Source organism: Streptosporangium sp. NPDC053982 (genome assembly GCF_055585205.1).
On record NZ_JBVJKQ010000014.1, the window covers coordinates 141,055 to 158,269 of the forward strand.

Consider the following 17,215-nt stretch of genomic DNA (forward strand, 5'->3'; position numbering starts at 1 on the left):
TACCGCTGCGATCCCGCCCCCCACGGGTCATTGACCGGAAGCTATGTCTTCCGACCTGCGTCGTCAATGCTCTCTTTTAGGAAACTTTACTTATAATTCTCCCGTTGTGTTCTTCGGGGCGCGTGGTCGCCCGGGTCGCCGGGGAGATGGAGGCGGATATCGCGGGGTCCCCGGGCCACGGGAAGGCGCGAATCTTGCGCGGCGGAATCCGGGGCCGACAGGGCGGGCGCGGGGCCGCGAGGTCCGGCGCGGCGGGGGAGACCGGTGCGGCGGGATCCGGGGCCATGGAGGCCGGGGCCGCCGGGAGATCCGGGCCGGCGCGGCGGGGGAGGCCGGCCCCGGGTGGGACCCGGGGCCGGTGCGGCGGTCAGGCGGCCGGGCCGCCGTCCTGCGGGGACTCCGGGGACTCCTGCGGCTCCGGGGCCTCCAGGGCGGTCCGGAGCGCGCCGAGGAACTCGGCCGAGTCGCGGCCGTTGACGAACCGGTGGTCGTAGGCCAGCCCCAGGGTGATCACCTTCCGTACGGCGAAGCCCCCGCCGCGCTCCGCCACCACCTCCGGGCGCGGAGCGGTGAGCGACAGCGCGCAGATCTGTCCGGGGAACACGATGGGCGTGGCCGCCACGACGGCGGCGTCGGTGTGCAGGGTGACCGTGATGTTGCCGCCGGACAGGTCCCGCTCGCGGAACGCGCCGTTCAGCGCGGTCTCGCGGAACCGGGTGAGGTCGCGGGCGATCTCGCCGAGCGGGCGCCGCCCCGCGTCCCGCACCACCGGCACGAACATCCCCTTGCCGACGTCCACGGTCACGCCGACCTCCGCGGAGGGGGCCGGGCGGGCGCGGAGGCCGTCGACGGGCGCGGCGAAGAAGAGGGGGAAGCGGTCGAGCAGCCGGCCGGTCGCCTGAACGAGCAGCTCGGGCAGCCCGACGAGGGCGCGCACCCGCCGGGTCTCCCGGCGGGCGTGGGCCAGCGCCTCCGTCACGTCGATCCGCACCGCGGTGAACGCGGCGGGGATCTCCCGGTGCGACCGCTCGACGACCTCGGCGATCCGCCGCTGGTTCCGTGAGAGCTCGACGAGCCCGGCCTCGTCCTGCCCGGTACCGGCCGTCCGGGCGTCGGGCGAACCGGTTCCGGCCGCCGCGGTTCCGGACGGCCCGGCTTCGGCGGTCCCGGTTCCACCCGATCCGGTCTCGCCTCGTCCGGTCGTTCCAGGCCCGGTCCCACCCGGCCCGGGAGCGGGCGCGGCCGGCGTCGCGCCCTCCGCGGACCCGGGCGGCGCGACCAGGGGTTCCAGGTCGGTCCGCCGGACCAGCTTCCTGCCCAGGGCCAGCACCCGCTCGCCGGGGATGCCGTGCTCCGCCATGAACCGCCGGGCGGGCTCGGTGATCACGATCCCCTCCGGGACACCCGGGCCGTCCGGCCGCGACGGGTCGTCTCGCGCGTCGCCGCCGGCGCGGACGCCGTCGACAGGGATGCCGCCGGTGTGGACGCCGTTCACGTGGACGCCGTCCGTCCCCGGCCGCCCGGTCGCGGCGGGGTCCGCCGGGGGGAGCCCCCGGCCGGAGGACCCCGCTCCGGCCGGGGACCCCGGCTCCTCTCCCTCGCCGAGGAGGCGGGCGATCACCTGGCCGGGCGCGCACTCGGCGCCTTCGGCCAGAAGGCGCAGCAGGGTGCCGTCGGCCTCGGCGGTCAGTTCCTCGGCGGCCTTGGAGGTCTCCAGCACGACCAGCGGGTCGCCGTCGCGCACCGCCTGGCCGTCTGCGGCGGTCCACTCCACCAGCAGGTAGGCGGTGTCGTTGTTGTTCAGCTTCGGTACCCGGACCTCGGTCATGACAGGGCCTCTGCGATCGTGTCCCGGATGCGGGCGGGCTGGAGGAGGATCTCGCGCTCCAGGTGGGGTGCGGCCGGGATGACGCTGTCGGCCGCGTTGAGCAGGGTGATCGGCGCTCGCAGGGTGGACCACAGCAGGGGGTGCAGCACCCGGGCGACCTCGGCGCCCCAGGTGCCGCCCTCGCTGCCGTCCTCCACGACGCACACGTGCCGGGCGCGCTCCAGGCCGGGCAGGTGCGGCAGGGGGTGGAGGCGGGCGGGCACCACCAGTTCGCAGGCGATGTCGTCCTCCAGCAGCAGGACGCGCATGGCCTCCAGCGCCCGGTGGACCATGCCGCCGTGGGCGATGATCGCACAGTCGGGTTCGCTCACGCCGTCCAGGCGGACCCGGGCGACGTCCCCGTCGACCTCGTAGCGGAACAGCTCGTCCACCACGCCGCCCTCGTACATCCGCCGGGTGTAGAGGACCTTGTCCTCGAACAACAGGCAGGGCCGTCCGAGGGCGAACATCCGGGTCAACAGCGCGCCGGCGTCGTGGAAGGGGGTCATCTCGAACAGTGACAGGCCCGGGACGCCGATGAAGTGTTTCTGCGGGCTTTGGCTGTGGGTGGGGCCGTAGCCGCGGTTGCCGCCCGAGGGGCAGCGCACGACCAGCGGGATCGGTACCGGCCGGCCGTACATGGTCGTGGACTTGGCGGCGAAGTTGGCGATCTGGTCGAAGGCCAGTGCGACGAAGTCGGCGAACATGATCTCCACGATCGCCTTGCGCCCGGCCAGGGCCAGCCCCGCGCCGATCCCGGCGATCGCGCCCTCGCTCAGCGGGGTGGAGCGCACCCGCTCCCCGAACCGGGCCGACAAACCCCGGGTGACCTTGAAGGCGCCGCCGTAGGGGTCGCAGACGTCCTCACCGAGCAGATGCACCTCCGGATCGGCCGCCATCAGATCGTGCAGGGCGTGGTTGAGGTGTTCGGAGACGCGGGTCACGGCCGCTCCCAGACCGACGGCGGCCGGGCGGTGACCTCGGCCGCGATCCGCTCGACCAGTTCGCGCCGCTCGCGGTCGGCCCGCTCGAAGGACTCGGGGAACAGCCGGGCGTAGCGGTCGTACCAGTCGTGGGAGGCGGCCAGGGCGATCTCCTCGGGGGTGCGGGTGTCGTCGCCCTTGCTGTGCGGGCCGATCCGGTGGGTGGCGAACTCCACCACCAGCGGCCGCGAGTCCCGGCGGACCATGGCGACCAGCGGCGTCAGCTCGGTGCGGATCTCGCCGACCTCCAGGGACGTCACACGGTGGTGCAGCACGTCGAAGGCGGCGGCGCGGCCGGCGATCGTGCCCGCCATCTGCGCGGCCGTCGGGGTGGACTGGGCGATCCCGTTGTGCTCCACCACCACCAGAAGCGGGACCCGCCACAGCTGGGCCGTGTTGAGGGCCTCGTAGACCGCGCCCTCCCCCCAGGTGCCGTCGCCGATGTAGGCGCACGCCAGCGCGCCGGAGCCCTTGAGGGCGAGCGCCACGCCGGCCGCCACCGGCAGACTCTCACCCTGGACCCCCGTCGAGAGGAAACGCCGGTGGTAGACGTGCTGGCTGCCGCCGACGCCCGCGCACAGTGCCCCCTCACGGCCCATGATCTCCGCCAGCAGCCCGTACGGCTCGGCGTACCGGGCCAGGAAATGACCGTGCCCCCGGTGGTTGCTGAGCACGAAGTCGTCCTCGCGCAGCAACCGCGACAGCGCGACCGGGATGTACTCCTGACCAAGGCAGGTGTGGGTGGTGCCGCTCAGCTCGCCCGCCTCGAACAGCCTGAGGAGGGTGAGCTCGAAGTGCCGGATCAACAGGAGGAGTTCCAGGTCCTCCTGCTCCGGCGGTGGTGGTGTTCTCCGTGCGCCCGGGGGCGTGGTGCCCATGGGCGCGGGGACGATGACAGTCACGTGGGCGCTCCTGGCGTCGGCGACCGGACGACACGCTCGGCCGCGAAATGGCACATCGGCATGGGAGCGCTCCCAGCGGAGCGTAGAAGTCGGCCCGGTCCATGTCAATCAGGAAAGGGGTCCAGTCGAAAGGGTGTCGCGGGATAAATCGCCCTTAACTGCGGAAAAGCCCCTAACAACTGGTATTCCGTACTCCTGACAGTTTGAAAACAACCCTGAAACCTTGACGACATTCGCGGCCGATCCCTAGCCTCCTCCGTGGGAACGCTCCCACAAATCGCGGCCCCATCGGCCCGCGAAGTGCCCGGACCGGCACCCGTACCGCCGGGCGCCCGCACCCCGAGGCGCCGGGGGACAGCCGTACCGCACCCTCATCGGAACACGTCCCCGGACCGGGCCACCCGGTCCGGCAGCCCGTCATGGAAACCGCCCCCGAGGGCGGCTTCTCCCACTCCGACGCCGGGGAACCCGCACCGTTCCCCTCCCCCCTTGAGCACGGAGGTCCTCAGGTGACGAACGCCAGTCTCTCGCCGGCCAAACAGGCGCTGCTGGCCCGGCGGCTGGGCGGCCGGGCCGTCACCACCGCCGTCCCGCCACGCCCGCCGGGCACCGTGCCGCCGCTGTCCCCCGCCCAGGAGCGACTGTGGTTCCTGGAGCAGTACGCCCCGGGCACCGCCGCCTACACCGTGGCGTTCGCGGCCCGGCTGGAGGGCGGGATCGACGAGGACGCCCTCGCCGGGGCGCTCACCGACGTGGCCGCCCGGCACGAGAGCCTGCGCACCCGGCTGGTCACCACCGAGGACGGCGGGCCCGGCGTCGTGATCGACGAGACGCCCGCGGTGGAGCTGACCGTCACCGACGACCTCGCCGCGGTGGACCGGGAGACGGCGCGGCCCTTCGACCTCGCCCGGGGTCCGCTGCTGCGGGCGCTGCTGGTCAGGATCGCCCCGGACGACCACGTGCTGCTGCTCACCATGCACCACGCCGTCACCGACGGCTGGTCCTGCGACATCGTCATGGAGGAGCTGCTCGCCCTGCACGACGCCCGCCGGGGCGGCGAGGGCGATCTCGCCCCGGTGCCGCTGCAGTACGGCGACTACGCCTGCTGGCTGGCGGGCCGGGACTACGACCGCGAGATCGGCTACTGGCGGGAGAAGCTGACCGGACTGCCGCCGCTGGAACTGCCCGCCGACCTGCCCCGGCCCGCCGAGCAGCGCTGGGAGGGCGCCGTCCACGGCATCGCGCTGGACCCCGAGCTCAGCCGGGCGGTCACCGAGGCCGGCCGGGCGCGCGGGGCCACGCCGTACATGACGCTGCTGGCCGCCTTCCAGGTACTGCTCGGCCGCTACGCCGGGCAGGAGGACTTCGCGGTCGGCTCCCCGGTCTCCGGACGGAACCTGCCGGAGCTGGAGCGCGTGGTCGGCGTGTTCGTCAACTCGCTGCCGATGCGCGCCGACCTGTCGGGCGCCCCCACCTTCGCCGAGCTCCTCGACCGGGTCAGGGACACCGCGCTCGACGCCTACGCCCACCAGGAGCTGCCGTTCGACCGGCTGGTCACCGAACTGGCCGTGGAGAGGGACGTCAGCCGCTCGCCGGTCTTCCAGGTGATGTTCGCACTGCAGAACTACCGGTCGGCGCCGCTGCGCACCCCCGGGCTGACCATGTCCGCCCACCCGGTCGAGACCTCGGCCAGCCGCTTCGACCTGGCGCTGTACCTGTTCGAGACGCCCGAGGGGCTGCGCGGCAACCTCACCTACAGCACCGCGCTGTTCCGCCCCGACACGATCGAGCGGATGGCCGCCTGCTTCGAGACCCTGCTGCGCTCCGTCGCGGCCGATCCGGACACGCCGATCTCCGAGCTGGAGCTGCTCCCGCCGGACGAGCTCCGCAGGATCGAGCTGTTCGGCGGCTCGGCCCCCGCCAGGCCCGCCGGCGACGACCTGCTGCACGAGGCCGTCTCCGCGCAGGCCGTACGCACCCCGGAAGCCGTCGCCGTCGTGGCGGGGGACGACTCGCTCACCTACGCCGAGCTGGAACGGCGCGCCGGCCACCTGGCCCATTCTCTGCGGCGGCTCGGCGTGGGCCCGGACGACCGGGTCGCGATCTGCCTGGAGCAGTCGGCCGACCTCGCGGTCGCGGTGCTCGGCGTGCTGAAGTCCGGCGCCGCCTACCTCCCGCTGGACCCCGAGCACCCCGCCGAACGGCTCGCCTACGTGCTGTCCGACGCCGGCGCGCGGGCGGTCGTCACCGTTCCTGAGCTGCGTGACCGCCTGCCCGGCGACCTGCCGGCGGTCGATCCGGCGGATCCCGGCGGACCAGCCCCCGGGCCGGTGGACAGCGGCGTCACCCCGGATGACCTGGCCTACGTCATCTACACCTCCGGCACCACCGGACGGCCCAAGGGCGTGGCCGTGCAGCACCGCCAGGTCGCCGTCTACCTCGCCGGCGCGCGGGAGCGGCTGGAGGTGGGGCCGGGCGGGACGTTCGCGCTGCTGCAGTCGCTCGCCTTCGACTTCGGCGTGACCGTCTTCTACCTGTGCCTGATGAGCGGCGGCACCCTCCACCTGGTCCCGTCCCGTACGGCCGGGCCCGAGCTGGCCGCCTACCTCCGCGAGCACCGCGTCGGCCACCTGAAGATCACCCCGTCCCACCTGGCGGCGCTGATGGCCGACACGCCCCTGGACGAGCTGCTCCCCTCCGAGCTGCTGATCCTGGGCGGAGAGGCCGCGCCGCGCGCCTGGGCCGCGGAGCTGGCGGCGGCCGGACGGTGCCGGGTGGTCAACCACTACGGCCCCACCGAGGCGACCGTCGGCGTCACCACCTACGCCGTCGAACCGGCCCGCGCCGCCGCGCCGGGGGCCTCCGCCGGGCGTGGGACGGTCGCGGGATCGGACACGTCCGCCGGTCCGGAAACGGACATCGGCTCCGGTACGGCGCTGCCGATCGGCTCGCCGCTCCCCGGCGCCCGCGTCCGGGTGCTGGACGCGAACCTGCGGCCGGTCCCGGTCGGCGTCCCCGGCGAGATCCACCTCGGCGGTGACCGGCTGGCCCGCGGCTACCTGGGACGACCCGGCCTGACCGCCGACCGGTTCCTGCCCGACCCCGACGGCGGCCCCGGCGCCCGGATGTACCGGACCGGAGACCTCGGCCGCTGGCTGCCCACCGGCGACCTGGAATTCCTCGGCCGCCGCGACCTCCAGGTGAAGATCCGCGGCTACCGGGTGGAGCTGTCGGAGGTGGAGGCGGTGCTCGCCCGCTTCCCGGGCGTGGCGCACGCGGTCGTGGAGCTGCGCGGCGAACGGCTGGTCGCCTACCTGGTCGCGGAGGGCACAGGAGCCGCCGGGGCCACCGGAGTCGCCGGCGCTTCCGGGGACGCCCTGCCCGCAGGGACCGCCGGAGCCGGGTCCGCGTCCGCCGGAGCCGCGGGGGTCGTGCCCGCCGAAGCCGCGCCCGCCGGGGCGGCGGAGCTGCGCGCGTGGCTGGCCGACCGGCTCCCCGACCCCATGATCCCGGCCCGCTACGTGTGGCTGGACGAGCTGCCGCTGAAGTCCCACGGCAAGGTGGACCGGTCGCGGCTCCCCGACCCCGGGGCCGACGCCCCGGCCACCGGGTTCGTCCCGCCCCGCACCCCGGCGGAGGAGACGGTCGCCGCGATCTGGGCGGACGTCCTGGAGCTGGAAAGGGTCGGCGCGCTCGACGACTTCTTCGACCTGGGCGGCCACTCCCTGCTCGCGATGCGGGTCGTCGCCCGGCTGCGCAAGGAGGTCCCCGGCCGCCCGCTCACCGTGCTGGAGCTGTTCAAGCACCGCACGGTCGCCGATCTGGCCCGCCTGCTGGAGAGCGGCGACGAGGGTCCCCGCGGCCTGCTGCACCGGCTCACCCCCGCTCGCGCCGCGACCGCGACGCTGGTGTGCGTGCCGTTCGGCGGCGGCAGCGCGGTGATCTACCAGCCGCTGGCCGACGCGCTGCCCGGCGACTGGGCGCTGTACTCGGTCGCGGTGCCCGGCCACGAGCTGGGCGAGGAGGCCCGGCCCCTCGACGAGGTGGCGCGCGGATGCGCCGAGGAGATCCTCGCCGGGATCGACGGCCCGCTGGTGCTCTACGGCCACTGCGGTCTCGGCGTCATGCTCGTCGCCGAGACCGCCCGCCTCCTTCAGGAGGCCGGCCGCCCCATCGAGGCGATCTACCTGGGCGGGGTGTTCCCCTTCGCCAAGCCGGGCCGCGGCCTGGACTGGTTCGGCGACCTCATGGACCGGCTGACCTCCGACCAGGGCCGGATCAACGCGCTCGCCGCGGCCGGCCTGGACGTCGAGGAGTTCGACCGCGACCAGCTCAAACTGATCATCGCCAACCGCCGCAAGGGCACCCGGACGGCCGAGCGCTACTTCACCCGCCTGTTCGAGGAGGAACGCGAGCCGCTGGCGGCTCCGGTCATCTCGGTCGTGGGAGAGCGGGACCCGGCCGCCGAGTTCTACCAGGAGCGCTACCTGGAGTGGCTGCGGCTGTCGGACACCGCCGCGTGCGTGGTGCTCGACGAGGCCGGGCACTTCTTCGTCAAGTACCGGGCCGTGGAGCTGGCCGACATCCTCACCGGCACCCACCGGGCCATGGCCGAGGGGCGGACCGCGGCGCTGCGCCGTACGGAGGAGTCCACCTGGTGGCTGCAGGGCTTCCGCGGACCGGACGCCCCGGCGGAGGAGACCGGGTACGCGGACGCCGGTGAACCCGGTGAACCCGGTGAACCCGGTGAACCCGGCGGACCGGACGGGCGGGACGGGTCCACCGGAGAGGCCGGCGCGCCCCCGGGGACCGGGCGGGGGCCCGGGAGGAACGCGGACGCCGGGCGGGGCCCGGGGGACCGCAGGCCCGCGCTGCGCCTCGTCCACGGCGAGGGTTCCGGCGACGCCGGAGCCACGTCGCGGTCACAGGGGTCGCCGCGGCCGAGCATGCGGCGGTTCCTGCTGGTCGCAGTCGGGCAGCTCGTGTCGATCACCGGGTCGGCGCTGACCGAGTTCGCCATCCCGATCTGGATCTACCTCACCACCGGCTCGCTGACGAAGTTCGCACTGTTCGCGGTGCTGGGGCTGGTGCCCGGCATGCTGGTGGCGCCGCTCGCCGGCGCCATCGTCGACCGCTACGACCGACGGAAGGTCATGCTCGCCGGGGACATCGCCGCCGGCGGGACCCAGCTCATCCTGGGTGTTCTGGCATGGACCGGCACGCTGGCCCCCGAGCACATCTACCCGCTGCTGGTCTGCCTGTCGGTCGCGCTGACCTTCCAGCGCTTCGCGTACGGCTCGGCGATCCCGCAGCTCGTCCCCAAGCGGTTCCTCGGCCACGCCAACGGCGTCGTGCAGATGGCCACCGGCACCGCCCAGCTCGTCGTGCCGCTGATCGCGACCGGCCTGATGGCGACCATCGGGCTCGGCGGCATCCTCGTCATCGACGTCGTCAGCTACGCGGTCGCCACGGGTGTCCTGCTGTTCGTACGATTCCCCGCGGGAATGCCGTGGCGCCGCCGCGAGAGCGTCATGGCCGAGATGATGAACGGTGTCCGCCACTCGTGGGGCAACCCCGGCTTCCGCGGCATGCTGCTGTTCTTCGCGGCGCTCAACGTCTTCCTGTCGCCGCTGTTCCTGATGATCTCCCCGCTGGTGCTGTCGTTCGCCGGGCTCGACGACGTCGGCCGGGTCTCGTTCTTCGGCGGCCTCGGCGTCTTCCTCGGCGGGTTCGCGATGACCGCCTGGGGCGGCCCGCGCCGCCGGCGGCTGCGCGGCGTGCTGCTGGCCACGCTCGCCCTGTCGGTGTTCTGCGTGCTCACCGGTCTGCAGGCGAGCCTGCCGCTGATCGCGGCCGGCGCGTTCGGCATGTCGATCTGCCTGACCCTGCTCAACGGCGTCTACGCCACGATCATCCAGGTCAAGGTGCCGCAGCGGTTCCACGGCAGGGTCATCGCGCTCAACACCCTCGTCGCCTGGTCCACGCTGCCCATCGGCTTCGGCCTGGTCGCGCCGTACGGCGGGCAGGTGTTCGAGCCGCTGCTGGCGCCCGGCGGGCCGCTGGCGGGCACCGTCGGCGCGCTGATCGGCACCGGGGCGGGCCGCGGCATCGGGTTCATGTACACCTGCTTCGGCCTGGCCATCGCGGCCGTCGCGCTGATCGCGATGCGGGTGCCGGTGCTGGCGCGGTTCGACACCGACGTGCCGGACGCGCTCCCCGACGACCTGGTCGGGTTCGAGGCGGTGCGGAGCCGTACCGGTGCCGCCGGAAACGTCGCCGGAGACGCCGTCGGAAGCGGCGCCGGGGACCCCGCGGGGAAGGACCCCCGCACGGCCTCCCGCACGGACCCCGGTAAGGGTTCCGCGCCGGACGCGGAGCGGGAGACCCGGGGGGACACCGCGAACGCCGCGACGGTCGCCGCGGAGGACGCCGGGACGGACACCGCGCGGAGCGTGACGGACACCGACAAGACGGAGAAGAAGGAAGAAGAGGTCATCGCATGAGTTTCCTCGTGGTGCTGAACGATGAGGAGCAGTACTCCGTCTGGCCCGCGGGCCGGGAACTGCCCGACGGCTGGCGGGCCGAGGGGTTCGAGGGGCCGAGGGAGGACTGCCTCGCCCACATCGACCGGGTGTGGACGGACATGCGCCCGCTCAGCCTCCGGCGGTCGCGGGCATGACCGCCCGGGACACCGTCGCGGAGGACTCCACCGGGTACGCCGGGAGCCCGGCGGACGCCGGCCTCACGGATGTCGGCCCCGTGGACGCCGGTCTCGCGGCCCGGCTGGCCCAGATGATCTCCGACGCCTGCGACGGCCGTGTCACGACCGCGGAGATCCTCGCCACCGGCACGTCGTCCCCCGGCGTCCCCCTGTCCGCGCTCGGCGTCACCTCGCTCGCGCTGCTGCGCCTCATCGACGCGGTGGAGGAGGAGTTCGACGTCGTCCTCGACCTCGACGGCGGCGCCGCCTACCTCGACAGCTTCCCGCTGCTGGCCGCCCACGTGGCCGAGGGGACGCGGTGAGGACGGCGGGCGCGACGGGCGGGGCGGGCGCGCCGGCCGTACCCGTCCCGAGGACGGTGCCGGAGATGCTGCGCCTGCGCGCGGCCCAGGACCCGGACCGGGAGGCGCTGGTCGTCGAGGGCGGCGGGTCGATGACGTTCGCCGACTGGGACCGCCGCGCGGACGCCGTGGCGCACGGCCTCCTCGACCGGGGGATACGGCACGGCGACCGGGTCGGGCTGCTGTTCGGCGGCTGGGACTGGGTGGACTTCGCCGTCGCCTACTGCGCGGTCCAGCGGGCCGGGGCCGTCGCCGTGCCGCTGTCGGAGCGCCTCGCGCCCGCCGAGGTCCGGCACATGCTCGGGCACTGCGCCGCCTCGGCCGTCGTGGCCGGCCGCGACCTCCCCCCGCCGCCGGGCGACCATTCCGTCCTGCGGCCCGCGGAACTGGAGGGGGACGCGGCCGGGCCGGTGGACGTGCGGGTCGGGCCGGGGGACCTCGCCCAGATCCTCTACACCTCCGGCACGACCGGCGTGCCCAAGGGCGTGGCCGCCAGCCACGCCAACCTGGCCCACGGCTGCGAGACCCGGCCCAACCGCCGCAGGTTCGGGCACTCGCGCCACCTGCTGCACGCCTTCCCGATCGGCACCAACGCCGGGCAGACCATGCTGCTCAACGCCCTCGACGCCCGCCCGGCGGTGCTCACCCTCGGCCGGTTCACCCCGGGCCGGTTCACCCGGCTGATCGAGACCCACCGGGTCGGCACCGTGTTCGTCGTCCCGGCGATGGCGATCGAGCTGCTCAACGCCGGCCTGCACACCCGCCGCGACCTGTCGAGCGTCGTGCTGCTGGGGTCGGCCGCCTCGGCCCTGCCCCCGGCGGTCGCGGCGCGGCTGGCGGAGGCGTTCCCCAACGCCACGATCACGAACTACTACACCTCCACCGAGGCCGCGCCCGCCCAGACCATCATGATCTACGACCCGTCCCGGCCCGGGGCGCTGGGCAGGCCCGCGTTCGGCGGCTCGCTGCGGATCGCCGGCCCGGACGGCGAGCCGCTGCCGCCGGGGGAAGCCGGCGAGGTCTGGATGCGCTCGCCCACCGCGCCCCGCTCCTACTACCGCGACGAGCGGGCCGACGCCGAGGCGTTCCGCGACGGCTGGGTCCGGATGGGCGACCTCGGCCGCCTCGACGCCGACGGCTACCTCCACCTCCTGGACCGGGAGAGCGACGTGGTCAAGTCGGGCGCGTTCAAGGTCTCGACCCTCCAGGTGGAGGCGGCTCTCTACGAGCACCCGGACGTCGCGGAGGCCGCGGTGGTCGGCCTGCCGCACCCGGTGCTCGGCACCGCGATCGCCGCGGCCGTCGTCCCGCGCTCCGGCGGGGTCACCGGCAGCGGGCTGCGCGCCTTCCTGACGGAACGCCTGGCCGGACACGAGATCCCCGAACGGGTGCTCGTCGTCGACACCCTGCCCAGGAACCAGTCAGGAAAAGTCATCAAAAGGGAGTTGCGGGGGCTGTTCGACGCCGCCGCGACCGCTCGCACGGAAGGCACGACGACATGACGGCATCCCTGGTCGACGAGTGGGACCGGGCGTCCCTGGCACAGCACGGCATGTGGGTCACCGAGCGCGCGGGCGCGGGCGGCCGGGTCTACGCCATGCCCCTCGCCGTCCGGCTGGACGGCCCGCTGGACGTGGACGCGATGCTCGCCGCCTGCGCCGCGGTCGCCGTCCGTCACCCCGTGCTGGCCGCGGCGATGACCGAGCGGGACGGGCTGCTGCGCCTGCTCCCCGGCCGGACGCCCCCGCAGGTCCGCTTCACGGACCTGACCGGCGACGCGGACGGCGGTGTGAACGGCGGCCCCGCCGATGACGAGGCCGGGGCCGTCGAGGCCGCCGCGGCGGAGCTGGTCGAGGCCGAGATCGCCCGGCCCTTCGACCTGGAGACCGGCCCGCCGGCCCGGTTCACCCTGGCCCGCCTCGCACCCGGACGGCACCTGCTGCTGCTCGTCGTCCACCACGCCGTCTTCGACGGCATGTCCAAGGACGTCGTGCTGGCCGACCTGGCCGCCGCCTACGGCGGGCGCGCCCTCGCGCCCCTGGCCGTGCCGTACGGCGAGGCCGCCCGCGCCGAGCAGGACCGGGTGGACGCGGGGATCGCCGCGGCCGCGGAGTTCTGGCGGGAACGGTGGCACGACGACCGGGAGATCCTGCTGCCCGGCCTGACGGCCCCGTCGCTGCGCGCCGCCCCCGGCGAGACGGCCGGACTCGACGCCGCCGCGCTCGGCTCCGGGCTCGCCGCGGTCGCCGAACGGCTGGGCGTCACCCGCTTCGAGGCCCTGATGGCCGCCCTTCACGTGCTGCTGCACGCCTACGGCAACGAGCGGGTCGCGGTCGCCGCGGACCTGTCCACCCGGACGGAGGAGACCCGCGACCACGTGGGGCCGTTCGTCAACGAGCTTCCCGTGGTGTCCGCGCCGCACGGCACGTCCGCCGGGTCCACCGGTGAGAGCGGCTCGCCCGCCGGATCCGCCGGCGAGGGCGGCGCGTTCACCGGGTCCCCCCGCGAGAGCGGCGCGTCCGCCGAGGCCGTCTGGAAGAGCGGCACGTTCGCCGAGTTCGCCCGGAGGACGCGTGAGGAGCTGCGGACCGTCTACCGGCACCGCGAGGTGCCGCTGGCCCGCGCCCTGGGCGGGATCAGCCCGCGCAGCGCCCTCACCCCCGTCTCGGTCAGCTACCGCCGCCGCACCGGCCCGGCCCCCGCCTTCGACGGACTGGACGCCTCGGTGGACTGGGCGATGTTCAACGGCGCGGTCCGCAACACCCTGCACCTGCAGGTGGTGGACGCCCCCGAGGGGCCGGAGGCGCGGCTGCTGTTCAACCCCCGGGCCATCGGCCGGGCCGGATGCGAGAGCGTCGCCGCCGACCTCGTCGCGCTGCTGCGCGGCGCCGCGGCCCGGCCCGACGCCCCGCTCGGCGAGCTGCCGCTGCCGCCCCGTGCGCAGGGTCCCGCCGTCGCGGCCCCGGCGGACGCGGCCCCGGAGGCCGGCACAGGCCTCGCCGCGGGCTCCGGCGTCGCCGGCTCCGGGAGCGGCACGGACGTCGGCCCGGATGCCGGCACGGGCGCCGACGCCGAGATCATCGCCGAGGTCACCGCGATCTGGCGCGAGCTGCTGGACGTGGACGAGATCGAGCCGGACGACGACCTGTTCGACCTCGGCGGCCACTCACTGACCATCACGCAGATCATCGCCCGGGTCCGCGACCGGTTCGGCGTAGAGCTGTCCTTCGAGCTGTTCATCGACACCCCGACCGTCGCCGGCGTGACCGGTGAGATCGCCGGGTCCCGGTGACGGGCGACCCCGCCGCCCGGCGGGCGTCCGTGACGGTCGAGTTCGCCGGCGCACGCGGCGGGGAGGCCCCGCTCACCTGGGGCCAGCAGGCGTTCTGGCGGCTGACCCGGTGGCTGGACGACGGCGACCCGTACTTCAACATGCCCTGGACGCTGCCCGTCCCCGGCCGGCACGACCTCGACGCGGTCCTCGCCGCGCTGCGCGGGCTCGTCGAGCGGCACGAGACGCTCCGCACGACCTGCGCGCAGACGCCCGAAGGGCCCGTGCAGCGGGTGGCCCGGCAGGGCCGGCTGGCGGTCGGGGTGGCCGAGGCCGGGCAGGCCAGGCCGCTCGCCGTGGCCGCGGAGATCGCCGCCGGACTGGCCTCCACCGGGTTCGACTACGCCGCCGAGCCGCCGCTGCGCTGCGTCGTCGTGACCGGTGACGGGCGGCCCCGGGCGATCGCCTTCGCCCTGTCCCACCTCGCGGTGGACGCCTGGACGCTGGACATCCTCGCCGCAGACTGGAAGGCGCTGCTCGCCGGGCGGGAACTGCCCGCCCCCGCCTGGCAGCCGCTCGACCAGGCCGGATTCGAACGCGAGGGGGCCGGCGCCGCACGCGGGGCCAGGGCGTTGCGGCACTGGCGGGCGGAGCTGGAGACGACGCCCCTCACCCTGTTCGACTTCCCCGGCGTCACCCCGGAGGAGCCGCGGTTCGTCCGGATCGGCATGGAGTCGGCCGCCGTCGCCGCGGCGGCCGAGACGCTGGCGGAACGCTGGTCGGTCAGCACCGCCAGCGTGCTGACCACCGCGAGCGCCGTGCTGCTTTCCGCGCTGACCGGGCACCGCCGGGTGGCCATGCAGCTCATCGTCGCCAACCGGCACGACCCCAGGACCGGCGCGATGGCGGGCACCGCCGTACAGGACGGGCTGTTCGTCCTCGACCTGTCCGGCGGGACCTTCGCCGACGCGGCGCGGACCGGGCACGGGCGGGCGCTGACCGCCTACCGCAACGCGCACTACGACCCGTTCGCGATGATGGCGCTGCGCGAGGAGGTCGGCCGGGAACGCGGCGGGACCGTGGACCTGTCGGCCTACTTCAACGACGCGCGGTCCGTCGGCCACTGGCCCAACCTGCCCCGTGTCGAGCCGCCCGGCGATCCCGCCGCGATCGCCGCGCTCACCGGGCGGACCCGGACGTTCCTCGTCGGCGCGTGGCCCGAGGTGGACGCGACGGTGTTCTTCTCCACCACCCCCGCCACCCACACCTGCGGCCTCCACCTGCTGGTGGACACCGCCCGCCTGCCCCGTTCCACCGCCCACGAGCTGCTGCTGGGGATGGAGACCCTGCTGGTGAGCAGTGTGGCCGGGGAGGTGCCGCTCGGCGCGGTCGCGGAACTGTGCGGGATCACCCCGGTCACCCGGCCCCACGGGAGCGGTCCGGGAACGCCCGGAGCGGCGGGCGGGGACGCGGGGACGGATCCCATGGAGCCCAAGGAGGCCGTGCCCGTGGAGGCCGCGCGCGTGGAGACCGTTCCCGCGGTGGCCGTGCCCACGGAGGCCGTGTCCGTGGCGGCCGCGCGCGCCGTCGGGGCCGCCGAGGACGTGGCCGCCGGGGGAGGCGTCCGATGAGCGCCGACCGGCGGGCCGCGCTGCTCGGCCGCCTGGCCGCGCTGCCGCCGGGGGAGCGCCGCGCACTGCTCGCCCGCGCCCGTGAGCGGGCCGCCGGCTCAGGGACGGCCGGCGACGTCGCGGGCACGGCGGACACGGCGGACACGTCGGGGACCGGTTCCGGGAGCGACGCAGGGACAGCCGGGACGGAGGAGTGGCCGCTGTCGTTCGGGCAGGAGCGGCTGTGGTTCCTCAGCCGCTTCGACCCGGCCGACACCGCCTACCACACCCCCTGGTGCGTGACGCTGCGCGGCCCGGTGGACGCCGAGGGGCTCGCCGCCGCCTTCACCCGGGTGACCGAGCGGCACGACGTGCTGCGTGCCCGCTTCCGCCTGGCCGGGGACCGCCCCGTGCAGGTCATCGTGCCCGCCGCGCCCGTCACCGTGGAACGCGCCGACGTCACCGGCGACCCCGCGCCCGCCGTCGTGGAGTTCGTCAACCGGCCCTTCGACCTGGAGAACGACCCGCCGCTGCGGGTGGCGCTGCTGCGCCTGGCCGCCGGGGAGTTCGTGCTCTGCATCGTCCTGCACCACATCGTGGTGGACGGATGGTCGCTGGACGTCCTCATGCGGGAGCTCGCCGAGTGCTACGCCGCGTACCGTGAGGGACGCGAGCCGGTCCTGGCCGAGCTGCCCGTGCGGTACACCGAGGTCGCGGCCGAGGAGCGGCGCCGGGCCGGGCACGACGACGGCGCCCACCTGGCCCACTGGACGCGGACGCTCGCCGGCGTGCCCGTCCTCGACCTGCCCGCGGACCGTCCCCGCCCTCCGCGCTGGACCGGCCGGGGCGGGCGGGTGGAGCTGGCCGTACCCGACGAGGTGGTCTCCCGGCTGGAGGAGACCGCCAGGAAGCGGCGCTGCACCCTGTTCATGGCCCTGCTCTCCGCCTACCAGGCGGTCCTCGGGCTGGCCGCCGGGCAGGAGGACCTGTGCGTCGGGGTGCCGGTCGCCGGGCGGAGCCGGACCGAGCTGCAGCCGCTGATCGGCTACTTCGCCACGACCATGGTGTTGCGTGCCGACCTGTCGGGCGACCCGACCTTCGAGGAGTTGCTCGGCCGGACCCGCAGGGCGGTGTTCACCGGCATGCAGCACGCCGAGGTGCCCTTCGAGCGGATCCTCGGCGCGCTGCGCCTGCCCCGCGACCTGAGCCGCCCGCCGCTCTTCCAGGTGATGTTCAACCTGCACAACCTGCCCAAGGACGACCTGCTGCGGACCTCCATGGCCGACCTCGAGGCCGAGGTCTACCCGGTCCCGGCGGCGGGCCGTACCAAGGCCGAGGTGTCGGTGGACGCCTGGCGCGCGCCCGAGGGACTGGGCGGTGTCCTCGACTACAACAGCGACGTCTTCTCCGCCGGGACCGCGCGGCGGCTGGCCGGGGCCTTCACCGAACTGGTGGAGCGCGCCGGGGCCGACCCCGGACTCCGGCTGTCCGACCTGAAAGGCATCCGACCGTGACGACGA

General features: G+C 74.9%; 10 protein-coding genes. 7 read left to right on the plus strand and 3 right to left on the minus strand.

Translation table 11 applies throughout. From position 1 onward, the window contains the following. Nucleotides 1-367 precede the first annotated feature (367 nt). From ACZ6W9_RS25945 to ACZ6W9_RS25955, 3 genes are read right to left on the minus strand one after another with little or no spacing between them, the layout of a single operon-like run. Nucleotides 368-1,828, minus strand: a complete 1,461-nt coding sequence (locus ACZ6W9_RS25945) for a 2-oxo acid dehydrogenase subunit E2 (RefSeq protein ID WP_470120081.1) — start codon at nt 1,826-1,828, stop codon at nt 368-370. Then, entirely contained in the window at nt 1,825-2,811 is a 987-nt protein-coding gene (locus ACZ6W9_RS25950; RefSeq protein ID WP_389965666.1) for an alpha-ketoacid dehydrogenase subunit beta, read from the minus strand. Before ACZ6W9_RS25950 ends, ACZ6W9_RS25945 begins: the two co-directional genes overlap by 4 nt. Then, nucleotides 2,808-3,752 carry a thiamine pyrophosphate-dependent dehydrogenase E1 component subunit alpha gene (locus tag ACZ6W9_RS25955; RefSeq protein WP_470120083.1) on the minus strand — a complete coding sequence of 315 codons (945 nt, stop codon included), beginning with the start codon at nt 3,750-3,752 and terminating at the stop codon, nt 2,808-2,810. The genes ACZ6W9_RS25950 and ACZ6W9_RS25955 overlap by 4 nt, the downstream gene beginning before the upstream one ends. 509 nt (nt 3,753-4,261) lie before the next feature. On the opposite strand from ACZ6W9_RS25955, the gene ACZ6W9_RS25960 reads away from it, so the two are divergent. Genes ACZ6W9_RS25960 through ACZ6W9_RS25990 form a run of 7 tightly spaced genes read left to right on the plus strand, consistent with a single transcriptional unit; the run spans nt 4,262 to nt 17,209 of the window. Beyond that, the gene (locus tag ACZ6W9_RS25960) at nt 4,262-10,255 is read left to right on the plus strand and encodes a non-ribosomal peptide synthetase/MFS transporter (protein ID WP_470120085.1); all 5,994 of its coding nucleotides are present in this window, start codon (nt 4,262-4,264) and stop codon (nt 10,253-10,255) included. Beyond that, nucleotides 10,252-10,431: an MbtH family protein gene (locus ACZ6W9_RS25965; RefSeq protein ID WP_389965675.1), complete on the plus strand. Its 180-nt coding sequence runs from the start codon at nt 10,252-10,254 to the stop codon at nt 10,429-10,431. Before ACZ6W9_RS25960 ends, ACZ6W9_RS25965 begins: the two co-directional genes overlap by 4 nt. Then, nucleotides 10,428-10,775, plus strand: coding sequence for an acyl carrier protein (locus ACZ6W9_RS25970; protein ID WP_389965678.1), 348 nt, complete (start codon nt 10,428-10,430; stop codon nt 10,773-10,775). The genes ACZ6W9_RS25965 and ACZ6W9_RS25970 overlap by 4 nt, the downstream gene beginning before the upstream one ends. Continuing rightward, on the plus strand, nt 10,772-12,316 hold the full coding sequence (locus ACZ6W9_RS25975) for a class I adenylate-forming enzyme family protein (RefSeq protein ID WP_470120088.1): 1,545 nt from the start codon (nt 10,772-10,774) through the stop codon (nt 12,314-12,316). The genes ACZ6W9_RS25970 and ACZ6W9_RS25975 overlap by 4 nt, the downstream gene beginning before the upstream one ends. Then, entirely contained in the window at nt 12,313-14,106 is a 1,794-nt protein-coding gene (locus ACZ6W9_RS25980; protein WP_389965684.1) for a condensation domain-containing protein, read from the plus strand. Before ACZ6W9_RS25975 ends, ACZ6W9_RS25980 begins: the two co-directional genes overlap by 4 nt. Continuing rightward, nucleotides 14,103-15,716 carry a condensation domain-containing protein gene (locus tag ACZ6W9_RS25985; protein WP_470120091.1) on the plus strand — a complete coding sequence of 538 codons (1,614 nt, stop codon included), beginning with the start codon at nt 14,103-14,105 and terminating at the stop codon, nt 15,714-15,716. The genes ACZ6W9_RS25980 and ACZ6W9_RS25985 overlap by 4 nt, the downstream gene beginning before the upstream one ends. Next, the gene (locus ACZ6W9_RS25990) at nt 15,713-17,209 is read left to right on the plus strand and encodes a condensation domain-containing protein (protein WP_470120093.1); all 1,497 of its coding nucleotides are present in this window, start codon (nt 15,713-15,715) and stop codon (nt 17,207-17,209) included. The genes ACZ6W9_RS25985 and ACZ6W9_RS25990 overlap by 4 nt, the downstream gene beginning before the upstream one ends. Nucleotides 17,210-17,215: the final 6 nt, after the last annotated feature.